We start from the raw sequence: 13,684 nt of genomic DNA on the forward strand, positions 1-13,684 counted from the left end.
GTGCCAATATTTGACCACCTGTGGGGTGGCTGTCAAGGCCGCTGCCTTGATGCTGATGTTTTGAACGGTGAGGTCTCATAGCGGAAAAAATTTTTGTGGAGATACCTACTAGATCTTGACACGGACATGACAAATTGTTGAATTGACTTTGAATAGTAACAGTTTTATAATATAAATAGATAATCATATAATAAACAAGAGGTGAATAAAAATGAACATTAAGGTCCTCGGCCCTGGCTGCAAAAATTGTCAGGCCCTGGAAAAGGAAGTAAAAACTGTTTTGGAAGAACTCAAAATTGAGGCTCAAGTAGAAAAGGTCACGGATTTGTCAAAGATTATGGATTACAACGTACTGATGACACCCGGTCTGGTTATCAACGAAAACCTGAAAGTTTTCGGGCGGGTACCAAAAAAAGAAGAGATCAAGAAATGGATCCAGGAAGAAGTTAAGTAACTACTTTTTAAGAGGAGGAGAATCATGGAGTTTGAAGAATGTCAATGTACACCGGCTGAAATATTAATATTTTCATGTTCTGGTGCCTCTAACGTTGGGCAGATCAGCAACCAGGCCGCAGTAAAACTCACCAGGGACAATGTGGGCAAATTTTTCTGCCTGGCGGGTTTGGGAGGACACGTGCCGGCCATGGTTGAGTCCGCTAAAGTAGGACGACGGTTTGTGGTTATTGACGGCTGCCCGATTGCTTGCGGCAAGGAAACAATCGTTCACCTCGGGTATCCATTGACAGACTATGTAGTAGTATCCGAGTTGGGGATAAAGAAACGGCACAACTTTGACCTGGATGACAGCGATATTGAAAAAGTCTGTGCGGCGGTAAAAGAAAAACTGGGCCGACCGCTGCCCGTTACAGGGAAATTAGATTAAAAATAAGCAGAAAGGAAACCTAGGGTAAAGATTAAGCCTGGTTGACACTCTGTCAAGCCAGGCTTAGTATTCAAGGGAGGTATAAAGATGAAAGAGCGCAATAAATTGCTCCTGATGGTTGGCGTTTTCTTAATCGCTTTTTATATTCCGCTGGAAAATCCACGCGTCCAGTCAGCAATTTTGGAATCTTTCTATATGCTCCAGGATTATGCCCAGAAGCACGTTTTGACTTGTCTGGTACCGGCTTTCTTCATTGCTGGAGCAATTGCGGTTTTTGTTTCCCAGGCCTCAGTACTGAAATATTTCGGGGCTGGAGCGAATAAGATTTTGTCGTACGGGGTTGCTTCTGTATCGGGGAGTGTGCTGGCGGTTTGTTCCTGCACCGTACTGCCGCTGTTTGCGGGCATATATACCCGCGGCGCTGGAATCGGGCCGGCGACAGCCTTTCTGTACTCCGGTCCAGCCATCAACGTGCTGGCCATTATTTTAACGGCCAGGGTTTTAGGATTGGAAATGGGAGTCGCCAGGGCGCTGGGAGCGGTTTTGTTTTCAATTATCATTGGACTATTGATGCACCTGATCTTCATCAAAGAAGAACGAGAAAAGCAGGCTGCTGCGTTAAATCTGCCGCCGGGCCCGGAAGACCCACGTTCACTGTGGCAGTATGCGGCCTATTTCTTCACCATGGTGGCGATCTTAATTTTTGCGGCCTGGGCTAGACCAACACAACCAGTGGGTTTCTTTAATGCTGTTTATGAAATACATTGGTATCTGACCGGGTTTTTCTTGGTCCTACTGGCGATTATGTTGATGCGCTGGTTCAATAAAGACGAATTAACTGCCTGGGTGGATTCTTCCTGGGGCTTTGCGAAACAAATCTTTCCCCTGCTGCTGGGGGGTGTCCTGGTAGCTGGCTTTCTCATGGGGCGCCCTGGCCTGGATACAGGGATTATCCCAGCCCGGTATATCGAGTCCTGGGTTGGTGGTAACTCACTGGCGGCCAACTTTCTAGCTTCAATAGTCGGTGCTTTCATGTATTTCGCGACCTTAACTGAAGTGCCTATCCTGCAAGGGTTGATGGGCAGTGGGATGGGGAAAGGTCCCGCCTTAGCCCTGTTACTGGCCGGGCCAGCCTTAAGTTTGCCGAACATGATAGTGATTAGGACAGTTATGGGAACCAAAAAAACCTTGGTCTATATTTCACTGGTTATTTTGATGTCAACTTTTACCGGGATGCTTTTTGGATATTTTAGACCATAGAGAATCAAAGAAAAGACCGGTCGGACACCAGAATTACAGATTCAGGTTATGGAAGATTATGGGGTCAAAAAAGACCCTAAACTAAATGATTATAATCCGGTGTTAGTAGAGAAAATCAAGCAAGACATAATAAAAAATATAGAGTAACCAAGGTTTAAGAAACGGCAGGTGGCTGCCGTTTCTTTTGTAAAATACCGTTTTTCTTACTGTAGTCTTATACTGTTTAAACACCTACCCAAATTTGAAGAACCTGAAAAATATATCCAGAGAATATGGCTACGGCCAGGATGGTTATTACGAAGGCCGCTACCAACCTGGGTTTAAAAATCGACGCCAGAAGTGTTACTTCGGGGATACTGGCACCAGCACCGCCAATAATCAGGGCCATTACTGCCCCAAGACTCATCCCTTTTGACATTAACACCGAAGCGATAGGAATCATGGTTTCAACCCGGATATACATTGGGACCCCAATAATTGCAGCGATCGGTATGGCGACCCGGTTACCCGGGCCAGCTACCTTAATGATGAATTGTTCTGGAACAAAGCCGTAAATAAATGCTCCGATTCCTGCGCCTATTATGAGGTAAGGCAATACCTGACGAAATAAAGTACACGTTTGGCTACCGGCTCTTTTTACCTTATCTATGTTTGTCAGCGGCAGATCTTCGAGTGATATTACGCCGGTGCTGCAACAGCAGCACGTGCTTTGTATTCCAACCATCTTATATTCGCTGGCCAACCCCAGACGCTCCCACAGAGCACCAATAAGAACGGCGGCGATAAAGGTCATAACCGCGTAAACAAGGGTGATTTTCCAACCCATCATGGATAGGAATAAGGCAAGAATGACCGGGTTTAATAAGGGAGAAGCAACCAGGAAAGACATTGAAGCGCCAAAGGGTGCGCCACCATTCAGCAAACCTACCAGTACAGGAATGGTCGAACAGGAGCAGAAAGGGGTAGCTGCTCCCAGCACGGCTCCCAGGATATTGCCCAACCACTTTTTGGGCCTGGTCAGAACTTGTCTTACTGTCTTCTCGGATACGAATTCCTGGAGCAGGGCGACCAGAAAAGAAATGCCAATAAATAATATCAGCAGTTCCCCAGTAATTAAAACGAAATATTTGCCTGCAGAGACCAGGTTATTTAGCTCAAACATACTTGAAAATCCCTCATTTCTGCCCATATTTTTTGAGAGTATCTTCAGTTATTTTTTATGGCCTGCAAGATGTATTTGGCTACTTCTCCCCAGGCTTGAGAAGCGGTTTGATAAGCCTGTTCGCCAATGGAGGTCAGGGTATAAACTTTGCGTTCGCGTCCGGAAACCTCTTCGATGGTTACCTTGACCAGTCCGGCTTCCATGAACTCTTTTAGAACAGGATACAGGCTTCCTTCGGTTGGTGCACAACAATCATTGGTTAGAGCGGCTACCCGTTTGGTGATTTCGTAACCATGCAGCGGTTGCTGGTGAAGGACGTGCAAGATAAAGAAACGGGATAGACTCATTTTGATCAGGTTTGCCCAGTATTCCTGCGACTCGTACTTGATTTTAATCACCCCTTGCCATATATAGATGGTCTATGCATATAACATATATATATATGATAGGAAATTTATTTTGTGCTTGTCAACTTATTTACTCTAATTAAGAGAAATAATAATGATAAACGATAAGTATATGTTTTCGTCGATATATAAGCGTATAATTATATTGACATAGACTACTATATTAAACAATAATATAGCTAGTAAAACAGATAAAAGGAGGAAGCGGACATTTGCTTGTATCGGAAAACGAGGTGAGAAATGATGATTAATGAACTTGAGAAATTTTTCAAGGCACTAGGAGAACCGACGAGGCTGCGAATCATTAAGTTGCTAGCTGAAAGGGAGCTCTGCGTGTGTGAACTGGTAGAGGTTCTGCAAATAAGCCAGCCACGCATTTCTCAACACTTGCGCGTGTTAAAAAATGCAGGGTTGGTAAGCGAGCGAAAAGAGCAGCAATGGTCCATATCAGCACTGCATTTTGAAAACCTTGGTAAAATGTTATCGATGTTCAATGAACTACTGAGTAAGCCCTTAGAGTTGCTAGATGAGTTTAAGGCTGAAGCGCCGCGAATGCGGTTAGTAACAAATGCTTCTAGTGCTGAAAACTGTAAAAATTGGCGAAATAGCAACAAAATTATTAGAAAAAAACAGGAGGTTGCAAATGGCTGAAGATAAACGTTTGGGATTTTTCGAAAGGTACTTGACTGTATGGGTTGCTATCTGTATGGTCGTCGGTGTTATTATTGGTAAGACATTTCCCGCATTGACGGACTATTTAAGAGGGCTGGAGTTTGGAGAAGCCAGTCAAATTAATATCCCAATTGCCGTTTTGATCTGGTTGATGATTTATCCGATGATGGTAAAAATTGATTTTGGTTCAATCTTGAATGTTGGAAAGCGCCCGACCGGATTATTTATTACTCTATTCGTCAACTGGCTGGTCAAACCATTCAGCATGGCCTTTTTTGGTTGGTTATTCTTTAAACATTTATTATTACCACTTATTGGTCCGGAATTAGCCGACCAATACATTGCCGGTACTATTATTCTGGCGGCTGCTCCCTGTACGGCCATGGTTTTTGTCTGGAGCTATTTAACTGACGGCGATCCGGCCTATACCCTAGTTCAGGTATCGGTGAATGACCTGTTGATGCTTATTTTATTTGCCCCGATAATTAAATTTCTGGTTAGCGGCACGTCTTCGCTGGTTGTGCCTTTCAATGTACTCCTCTACGCCGTATTAATCTTTATTGTTATACCCTTGTCTGCTGGGTATATGTCGCGAATCTTCCTTATTCGCAAATACGGGTTGGAATGGTTCGAAAAGAAATTTGTCGCCTTCTTCCAACCTGTCACTATTATGGCTCTGTTAGCCACGCTGGTATTCATCTTCGCCTTCCAGGCGGAAAACATCACAACCAGATTTTTCCATGTTATATTAATCGCTATTCCGATCTTGATTCAGGTCTACTTTAATTCAACCCTCGCTTATTCACTTATGAAATGGTTTAAGGTTCCGCATTCTGTGGCGGCCCCCGGCGCCTTGATCGGGGCGAGTAACTTTTTCGAACTGGCTGTTGCCACCGCGATTGCCCTGTTCGGCCCTGAATCAGGGGCAGCCCTGGCTACGGTCGTTGGAGTGTTGGTCGAGGTGCCAGTAATGCTTTCCGTCTGTGCTTTTTGCAACCGTACCCGTCACTGGTTCCCGAAGGAACAAACCCTGGTGGGCGAATAATAAAATAATTGTAAAAAATGAAAAGGAGACGATGATTTCATGGCAGATCCTGAAAAAATTCGAGTTGAAGTATACTGGTTAGACCAACCACTATCGAGCTGTGGGTGAGGACCCAGTGCTGGGCCGAGTTGCGGCTCTAATTGTGGCTCAGGTTCGATAGAAGTGTCAGTGGGAAGATTGGAAGAAGAATTGAAGAAGGGATTCGGGGATAAAGTTTCAGTAAGTTACACGGACTTGACGGGGAAAGACTTAACACAATATCCTGAGATAAAAAAATTAACCACGATGGGCTACCCTGCCCCATATGTTATAATCCAGGGTAAGCCTAAATTTGCTGGTGGGGTTATGGCTGATAGAATCAAGGAGGCTATTAATTCGCTACTGAAAGCGAAGTAGGGGTGACATTGTGGCTAAAGATTGGTATCCAATAATTGATGAAGAAAAGTGCTCGGGATGTTTAATTTGCGCTAACTTTTGTCCGCATGACGTCTACGAGATTGTGGACGAACGGCCTCTGGTTGTTCGTCCTGATAACTGTATTTCGCGTTGTCACGGATGTGAAAACCAGTGCCCGGAACTTGCGATCAGGTATTATGGTGACAATGGCGACTTTATTCCCAGCGGTGGTGGAATAATTGAACTTTGAGAGTTTTTCAACTCAGCGAATTAGAAACGGGGCCAACCCTAATATGCAGAGGTCTAGTGGCTATTGATAGGATGCTTGAAGAAGTATTATACTTGTTGTAGGGAGGGCCCAGCTTTGGTAGTAGATACAATAGTCAGGTTAGACAATAAGCCCAAACCCCCGATTAAATGGGCCGGGGGAAAAAGTCAATTGCTCACCCAATTGCGGCCCCTATTCCCGCCAGAGTTCAGCCGGTACAGCGAGCCTTTCGTTGGTGGAGGGGCGGTTTTCTTTGATTTGCAACCGACGGAGGCAGTTCTTATCGACAGTAACTTCGAACTGATTAACTTTTACCAGGTAATTAAGCAGGACCTGGATGCCTTGCTAGACGACTTGAGGAAACACCAGAATAAAGAAGATTATTATTACTACCTGCGGGCACTCGACCCGGCGCAAATGGATAGTGTTGCCCGGGCTTCAAGGTTTTTGTTTTTGAATAAGACCGGCTACAACGGTTTATGGCGCGTAAACCGGCAGGGCCGGCATAATGTTCCCTACGGGAAGTACAAAAACCCGCAGTTTTTAGATGAGGATAACCTGCGCCAGGTAAGCCAGGCCTTGAATAGCGCCAGGTTGGTCTGGGGAGATTTTTCTGAGGTGCTAAAATACGCGGTGCGGGGGACTTTCGTCTACTTTGACCCGCCCTATCACCCGCTAACCAGAACAGCGAATTTTACCAGCTACACCAGCGACGCTTTTGATGAAAAAGACCAATACCGCCTGGCTGAAGTCTTTCGTAAGCTTGACGCTCTGGGGTGCTATGTGATGCTGAGCAATTCCGCAACCGATTTTATCAGAGAAATATACAGGGGGTACGATTTTAAAACGGTCTATGCCCGGCGGACCATTAATTGCCGATCTGACCGGCGAGGGCCAATAACTGAACTGGTAATCAGGAATTATAGTTAAGCATAAACAGTGGAAGGAGTTTCACGATGATTATTCGCCAGCCGCAGGTGCTTGTCCCGGAGAATCAGCTTGACCCGAGAGTAATTACCAAATTGGAACGTTACGCCAGGGTCTGTTACAAATCCGAGGACAAGATGGGTCCGGAGTTCAGCCCGAATTTCTTAAAGTCGATTATTAAACGGGGCCATGAATCGGTGATTGAACACGAAAAGATCACTGCCCTGTTTATCGTGGACCGCGGTGTCTCCCACGAAATTGTCCGGCACCGTCTGGCCAGTTATAGTCAGGAGTCGACCCGGTACTGCAACTACAGCCAGGATAAGTTTGGTAATGAAATAACCGTGATTGAACCGTTTTTCTTTGTTGGCACTGATGGATACGCTTACTGGAAAGAGGCTTGTCAGACGGCAGAAAAATGTTATCTGGCCTTGTTAGAAAACCACTATTCACCTCAGGAAGCCCGGGCGGTACTACCGAACTCTTTGAAAACAGAACTGGTGGTGACCTACAACATAAGGGAATGGCGGCATTTTTTCCTCCTGCGCTGCTCAGCGGCTGCCCACCCGCAGATGAGACAGGTGGCTATTCCCTTACTCCTGCTATTCCAAAAAAGACTGCCGATCCTGTTTGATGATATCGAGTACGATCGTGATTTTCCGCAGGAACATTATGCTGATGTGAAGCTGACCGATGAGCTGTTCACGGCTTGAATAATCCAGAGCTCTTCTGGTAAAATAAGGGTGAATCATGTTCGGGACGATGGAAGTTTGTCCCGTAATTTGTTTTGGAGGTGTTTATTGATGGCAATTATTCCTCCTTTTGTTGAGGCCCTGAAAGATAAAGACCCTGAGTTGTACGCCCAGGTCTGTCGGACGATCGAACTGGCGATGTCTCCCGGAGCGCTTGACGAACGGACCAAGATCCTGATCGCCCTGGGGATCGACGCATACAAGGGGGCAGAACGGGGGGTTAAGATGCTGGCCAATCAGGCCCGGGCCCTGGGAGTAACGGAGGCGCAGATTGCCGAAGTGCTCAGGATCACCTACTTTATTGCTGGTTTGGACAGCATTGCCACCGGGCTCAATGCTTATAAACCGCTCTAAGTAACGTGGAGGATAGATATGATTAAGACCCTACTCTTTGACCTGGATGACACATTGCTGCCGCTGAATGTTGATTTCTTTTTGCAACACTACTTTCGAAGTTTAACGGCGAGATTTGCCGAGTTGGTACCGCCCAAGCAGCTCATTGCCCAAATTATGCGGGCGACGGAGGCAATGATACGCAATAATGACCGGACAAAAACCAACCAGCAGGTCTTTACCGAGGATTTTTTTCGGGACTTCCCGCGGCCAGCCGAGGAGATCATGCCATTGTTTGATGAGTTTTATGCCAATGAGTTTCCCAAGCTGCGTGAGTATGCGGGGAACAATCCGGCGGCCAGAATGGCGCTCGAAGCAGCGGTGGCCAAAGGGTATGATTTAGTTGTGGCGACCAACCCGGTATTTCCCCGGCAGGCAATCATGGAGAGGCTCCGCTGGGCTCAGGTGGATGATTTCTCCTTTCAGCTGATCACGGCTTACGAGGAGATGCATTTTTGCAAACCTAATCCAGCTTATTACTACGAAATTCTTGAACTCCTCCAGCTAAAGCCGGAAGAATGTTTGATGATCGGCAACGACGTGGAAGAAGATTTGGCTGCCCGTACGCTGGGAATCAAGACTTTCCTGGTGGAGGATTTTTTATTGAACCCCAAAGGAATTGCTTATGAGACCGATTACCGGGGCCGTCTGGTGGATCTGGTCGGTTTTATCCGCCAGGAACTGCCAACGTTAAACCGGTGAAGTAAGATGAGGTGCAACATTAATTGGAGGAATAACCGATGTCAGCTGTAGAAAGGGTACAAGCTTATTTAGACCGTTATCATCCTGGCCTGAAGGCTATTGAATTTGACACCGATACCAGTACATGTGAGACCGCTGCGGCTACCCTGGGAGTTGAGGTCGGCCAGATCGCTAAATCGTTGGTTTTCAAAGGGGGAGAACAGTACGTGATGGTGGTCGCCGCAGGTGATGTCCGGGTTGACACCAAGAAACTTAAGAAATACGTGGGAGTGAAGGTCAAATTAGCCACCCCAGACGAGGTATTGACCCTGACGGGTTATCCCGTAGGTGGGGTTTGTCCGGTTGCCCTCAAAACGCCACTGCGGATCTTCCTCGACGACAGCTTGGCCCGTTTTGACGTGGTGTATGCTGCGGCGGGAACTCCTCAATCTGCCCTGCCAGTAACCCTCCAGCAGTTGCAGGAGGTAACCCGCGGGGAGATCGTCAACCTGGCCCAGGATTGATTTTTGAACAACACATTATTTTTTGAATAGGAGCGAAAAATATGCAGATTTATTCTCGACAAAAATCATTATCGGTTACTACTCAGCAAGAAGATCAGATCAGGATAGAAGCCCGGTTGATAGACCAGGTCCATGAAATTGGTGTTATCCTGGTGGTCCGGGTCTCAACGGAGGAGATCTTAGAAGCGGAGGCGATTATGCAACGGTTTCCCTGGAGTATTTGTCCTGAAGTCGTCCCCAAAATGGGCGGGTTGGTGGGCTTGAAGATCCAATCCGGCATTCGTCAACAGGTCAAAGACATCATTGGGCGCAGCCAGGGGTGTACGCACCTGGTCGATCTGGTGATGGAGGCTGTGCAAGGAGCGTTCCAGGCTATTGTTCGGGTAAAACAACAGCATTTGACCTTTGAAGAACAGCAAAAACAAGTAAAAAAAATTCTCAAGGGTACATGTTATGCTTTCAGCAACCTGGATCGCAATCCCGTGCCAATGGTACCGAAGGATTAGGCCTAGTTCTCCATAGCAACCAACCACGCCATTAGAAAACACTACCGGATTGATACGGTTACGGAAAACTTATTGGAGAAAAAGAACTGCAAGGTTGAACTGGAGGTAACCTGGCAGGACAAGCTGGTGGCCAAGGGGCTAATGACGGTGAAAGTAGCTGAAAAGCGAGAGGGCGTAAGTTAACGTCCTTTATTCCTTTATCTTTAATGGTGGTCAGGAGGAGAATGCCGCGAGGTGTGGAATTGTTTAGTCGGGTTCCAAGTGGAAAGGGAGGATAATTCTTACTCATGTACGACTTTGTTCATTTGCATTGTCATACTGAATACAGCCTGCTCGACGGGGCCGCTCGCATCGAACCTCTGGTCCGCGCGGCTAGGGAAAGGGGAATGTCTGCCCTGGCGATCACGGACCACGGTGTTATGTACGGCGTAATCGATTTTTATAAGGCGGCGAAGAAGTATGGCATTAAGCCAATCATTGGCTGCGAGGTCTACGTTGCTCCCCGCAGCCGGTTTGACCGGGTACCCCAGTTGGATGACTCCCAGCACCACCTGGTTTTACTGACGGTGAATCAGACGGGCTACCAGAATCTGCTTGAACTGGTCTCGCGCGCGTTTACCGAGGGTTTTTACTACAAGCCGCGGGTTGACCTTGAACTCTTGGCCCAGTACCACGAGGGGCTAATTGCTTTGACCGCCTGTCTGGCGGGGAAAATCCCCGAGTTAATCATGCAGGGGGAGTTAGCCAGAGCCAGAGAAATTGCCGGACAGTATGGGGAAATCTTTGGTCGGGAAAACTTATACCTAGAACTCCAGGATCACGGGATTCCTGAACAGCGCCGGGTAAATAGCCATCTGCTAAAGCTCAGCCGGGAGTTGGACCTGCCGGTGGTCGCGACGAATGACCTGCATTACATAGAAAAAAAGGACGCCACGTTTCAGGATGTTTTGCTCTGCATTCAAACTGGAAAAACGGTGGACGAAACTGATCGTCTCAAATTTCCTACTCCCGAGTTTTATCTGAAAAGTGCGGCGGAAATGAACCTGCTTTTTGGCGAATACCCGCAGGCTCTGACTAATACCCTGGCCATTGCCGAGCGCTGTGATTTAAACTTTGATTTTCACAACTTGAACCTGCCCGACTACCGAGTCCCGCCAGGTTATAATTTGAATAGCTATCTGGTGAAACTCTGTCAGGAAGGGATTCAACGCCGCTATCCTGTGGTTACCGAAGAGATCAAGCGGCGGCTTGACTATGAGCTGGGTGTCATTAAGCAGATGGGGTTTGCCGGCTACTTCCTGATCGTGCAGGATTTTGTGAACTGGGCCAAGAACCGGGGGATTCAGGTTGGGCCGGGACGGGGCTCGGCAGCAGGGAGTCTGGTTGCTTATGCCCTGGGAATCACGAACATCGATCCCTTGAAGTACGATTTGCTCTTTGAACGGTTTCTCAATCCAGAACGGGTAAACATGCCCGATATCGATATTGATTTCTGTTTCGAGCGACGGAGCGAAGTCATTGACTACGTGGTTAACAAGTATGGTCACGACCGCGTTGGACAGATCATCACCTTTGGGACGATGGCGGCCCGGGCCGCGGTCCGGGATGTCGGCCGGGTGTTAAATTTGCCGTTAGGCGAAGTTGACCGGGTGGCCAAATTGATTCCCACCGAATTGGGAATCACCCTGGAAAGGGCCCTGGAGGTTTCTCCGGAATTACGCCAGTTGTATGAAACTGATCCGCGGATGAAAACACTCCTGGATACGGCCAAGGCTCTGGAGGGGATGCCTCGGCATGCCTCGACACATGCGGCCGGGATTGTGATTAGCCGGGAGCCCCTGGTGAAGTATTTGCCAGTGCAGCGGATCGGTGATGGGGTGGTTACTACCCAGTTCCCTAAAGAGACCGTTGAGGAAATCGGCCTGTTAAAAATGGACTTGCTCGGCCTGCGTACTTTGACGGTCATCAACGATACCCTGGAGATTATTCGTCACACCCAGGGTAGATCCATCGACCTGACGGCTTTGCCGCTTGATGATCAGGCTACCTACGCTCTATTGGCCCGGGGGGAAAGCATCGGGGTGTTTCAATTAGAAAGCGCGGGTTTGCGCGCGATCCTCAAGGAGTTGAAACCTGAGCGGTTTGAAGACATTATTGCCCTGGTTGCCTTGTACCGGCCAGGGCCGCTGGGCAGTGGAATGGTTGAAGATTTCATCCGCCGCAAGCACGGTGAGGTGGCGGTAGAGTACCTGCACCCAGCCCTCCAGCCGATCCTCCGGGACACTTATGGCGTTATTCTCTATCAGGAACAAGTTATGCGCATTGCCAGTGATTTAGCCGGCTTCTCGATGGGGGAAGCGGATGAACTCCGCCGGGCGATGGGTAAGAAAAAGCCGGAGGTAATCACTGGCCTGCGGACCAAATTTGTTGAGGGTGCTGCCATCCGGGGAATTAGTCCCGAGATTGCTGGCCGGATCTTTGACCTGATGGAGTATTTCGCGGGTTATGGGTTCAATAAGAGTCATTCTGCGGCTTATGCCCTGATTTCATACCAAACGGCTTATCTGAAAGCCAATTATCCCGTTGAGTATATGGCAGCCCTTTTGACTAGTGTGATCGGTACGAGTGACAAAGTTTCTTTTTATATTGAAGAAGCACGCCGAATGGGCATCGAGATTTTGCCCCCGGATGTCAACGAAAGTCTGGTTCATTTTACCGTGGTAGGCTCTCGCATCCGGTTTGGCCTGGCAGCCGTAAAGAACGTCGGCGAGGGGGCAGTGAAAGCCATCATCGCCGCGCGGCAAGAAAAAGGCCCGTTTCGTTCGCTGGCCGATTTTTGCGAACGGGTTGACCTCCATCAGGTGAATAAACGGGTCCTGGAAAACCTGATCCGGGGAGGAGCTTTTTCCTCGCTGGGTCTGTACCGCTCTCAACTCCTGCACATGTTGGATGAATGCCTGGAAACAGCCCAACAGGTCCAGCGCCGGAAAGCCAGCGGGCAGTTATCGCTTCTCGATCTGGTTGATGTTGACGCTCCTGGGACTTCAATCGGTCCGGTGATTCCAGATATTCCTGAGTTTTCTCCGCAGGAACTGCTGGCGATGGAGCGGGAGACCCTGGGATTATACATCAGTGGCCATCCCCTCAAGGAGCACCAGGCGAACTTGCGCCGGACAGTCAGTCACAGTATAGCTGAACTCAGTCAGGTTGCGGATGGTAGCCGGATCAGGGTTGGTGGATTGATCACTAACTACCGGCGGAGCGTAACCAAAAAAGGGACAACAATGGCCTACCTGACCCTGGAAGACTTAACCGGTGCGGTAGAAGTATTGCTGTTTCCCCGGACTTACCTCAAGTGCGGGAGTTTGCTGCAGGAGCAGCAGGTGGTGGTAATTGACGGCCGGCTTAGTCACCAGGAGGAAGAATTGAAGATTTTCGCTGACCAGATGGTTCCGCTTAGCCAGGCGAACAGGCTGAACCTTTGCCCAGGATCCAGTGGGCCGATTGACCTACCGCCAACCGGCCAGGTGTATATTAAAGTACCAACAGGTTCAGGAAACAGGCGCCTGCTGCAGGAAGTGGGTCAGTTGCTGCATAAATACACCGGTTCTTCCCCAGTGTACCTGTTTTTTGAGGCTGACCGGAAATTAATCCGGACCAACCAGCAGTGGTGGGTGACGATTAGCCCGGAATTAAAGCAAGAGATTGAGCGGGCTTTTGGCGAGGGAGCGTTTATGGTCAAATAAACCCAGGTTGCATCAACAGTAAATTTATGGTAGCATAGGCATGAAAATAGATTAGAGGTGAG

16 protein-coding genes are annotated in these 13,684 nt (G+C 48.2%); 14 read left to right on the plus strand and 2 right to left on the minus strand.

Features of this window, described 5'->3' with window-relative positions; genetic code table 11:
• Positions 1–211 precede the first annotated feature (211 nt).
• The 3 genes from HPY81_08970 (at position 212) to HPY81_08980 (ending at position 2,143) form a co-directional block, all read left to right on the plus strand.
• Positions 212–454 carry a thioredoxin family protein gene (locus HPY81_08970; GenBank protein NPV27551.1) on the plus strand — a complete coding sequence of 81 codons (243 nt, stop codon included), beginning with the start codon at positions 212–214 and terminating at the stop codon, positions 452–454.
• A gap of 24 nt (positions 455–478) precedes the next feature.
• Positions 479–883 (plus strand): zinc-binding protein, encoded by a 405-nt coding sequence (locus HPY81_08975; protein NPV27552.1) that lies wholly within the window; start codon positions 479–481, stop codon positions 881–883.
• Positions 884–970: 87 nt separating this feature from the next.
• Positions 971–2,143, plus strand: coding sequence for a permease (locus HPY81_08980; GenBank protein NPV27553.1), 1,173 nt, complete (start codon positions 971–973; stop codon positions 2,141–2,143).
• Between the two features lie 223 nt (positions 2,144–2,366).
• Here HPY81_08980 and HPY81_08985 read toward each other — a convergent pair whose 3' ends face one another.
• Together HPY81_08985 and HPY81_08990 are read right to left on the minus strand one after the other, a co-directional pair.
• Positions 2,367–3,305 carry a permease gene (locus tag HPY81_08985; protein NPV27554.1) on the minus strand — a complete coding sequence of 313 codons (939 nt, stop codon included), beginning with the start codon at positions 3,303–3,305 and terminating at the stop codon, positions 2,367–2,369.
• A gap of 44 nt (positions 3,306–3,349) precedes the next feature.
• On the minus strand, positions 3,350–3,652 hold the full coding sequence (locus HPY81_08990) for a PadR family transcriptional regulator (protein NPV27555.1): 303 nt from the start codon (positions 3,650–3,652) through the stop codon (positions 3,350–3,352).
• A 303-nt stretch (positions 3,653–3,955) separates the two neighbouring features.
• Between HPY81_08990 and HPY81_08995 the strand changes: the two genes are divergently transcribed.
• The 11 genes from HPY81_08995 (at position 3,956) to HPY81_09045 (ending at position 13,622) form a co-directional block, all read left to right on the plus strand.
• Positions 3,956–4,363: a winged helix-turn-helix transcriptional regulator gene (locus tag HPY81_08995; protein ID NPV27556.1), complete on the plus strand. Its 408-nt coding sequence runs from the start codon at positions 3,956–3,958 to the stop codon at positions 4,361–4,363.
• The gene (arsB, locus tag HPY81_09000; protein ID NPV27557.1) at positions 4,356–5,429 is read left to right on the plus strand and encodes an ACR3 family arsenite efflux transporter; all 1,074 of its coding nucleotides are present in this window, start codon (positions 4,356–4,358) and stop codon (positions 5,427–5,429) included. The genes HPY81_08995 and arsB overlap by 8 nt, the downstream gene beginning before the upstream one ends.
• Before the next feature lie 177 nt (positions 5,430–5,606).
• On the plus strand, positions 5,607–5,825 hold the full coding sequence (locus tag HPY81_09005; GenBank protein ID NPV27558.1) for a hypothetical protein: 219 nt from the start codon (positions 5,607–5,609) through the stop codon (positions 5,823–5,825).
• 10 nt (positions 5,826–5,835) lie between these two features.
• Entirely contained in the window at positions 5,836–6,075 is a 240-nt protein-coding gene (locus HPY81_09010; GenBank protein ID NPV27559.1) for a ferredoxin family protein, read from the plus strand.
• Positions 6,076–6,150: 75 nt separating this feature from the next.
• On the plus strand, positions 6,151–7,023 hold the full coding sequence (locus tag HPY81_09015) for a DNA adenine methylase (GenBank protein NPV27560.1): 873 nt from the start codon (positions 6,151–6,153) through the stop codon (positions 7,021–7,023).
• A gap of 26 nt (positions 7,024–7,049) precedes the next feature.
• Positions 7,050–7,733, plus strand: coding sequence for an FAD-dependent thymidylate synthase (gene thyX / locus HPY81_09020; protein ID NPV27561.1), 684 nt, complete (start codon positions 7,050–7,052; stop codon positions 7,731–7,733).
• Between the two features lie 90 nt (positions 7,734–7,823).
• Complete coding sequence (locus tag HPY81_09025; GenBank protein NPV27562.1) at positions 7,824–8,126, plus strand: carboxymuconolactone decarboxylase family protein; 303 nt, start codon at positions 7,824–7,826, stop codon at positions 8,124–8,126.
• An 18-nt stretch (positions 8,127–8,144) separates the two neighbouring features.
• Entirely contained in the window at positions 8,145–8,867 is a 723-nt protein-coding gene (locus tag HPY81_09030) for an HAD family hydrolase (protein ID NPV27563.1), read from the plus strand.
• A 38-nt stretch (positions 8,868–8,905) separates the two neighbouring features.
• Complete coding sequence (locus HPY81_09035; protein ID NPV27564.1) at positions 8,906–9,370, plus strand: YbaK/EbsC family protein; 465 nt, start codon at positions 8,906–8,908, stop codon at positions 9,368–9,370.
• Between the two features lie 41 nt (positions 9,371–9,411).
• The gene (locus HPY81_09040; protein ID NPV27565.1) at positions 9,412–9,876 is read left to right on the plus strand and encodes a DUF2889 domain-containing protein; all 465 of its coding nucleotides are present in this window, start codon (positions 9,412–9,414) and stop codon (positions 9,874–9,876) included.
• A gap of 287 nt (positions 9,877–10,163) precedes the next feature.
• Positions 10,164–13,622, plus strand: a complete 3,459-nt coding sequence (locus HPY81_09045) for a DNA polymerase III subunit alpha (GenBank protein ID NPV27566.1) — start codon at positions 10,164–10,166, stop codon at positions 13,620–13,622.
• Positions 13,623–13,684: the final 62 nt, after the last annotated feature.

The sequence above is a fragment of the Bacillota bacterium genome, assembly GCA_013178045.1.
Lineage (GTDB): Bacteria > Bacillota > Ch66 > Ch66 > Ch66 > Ch66.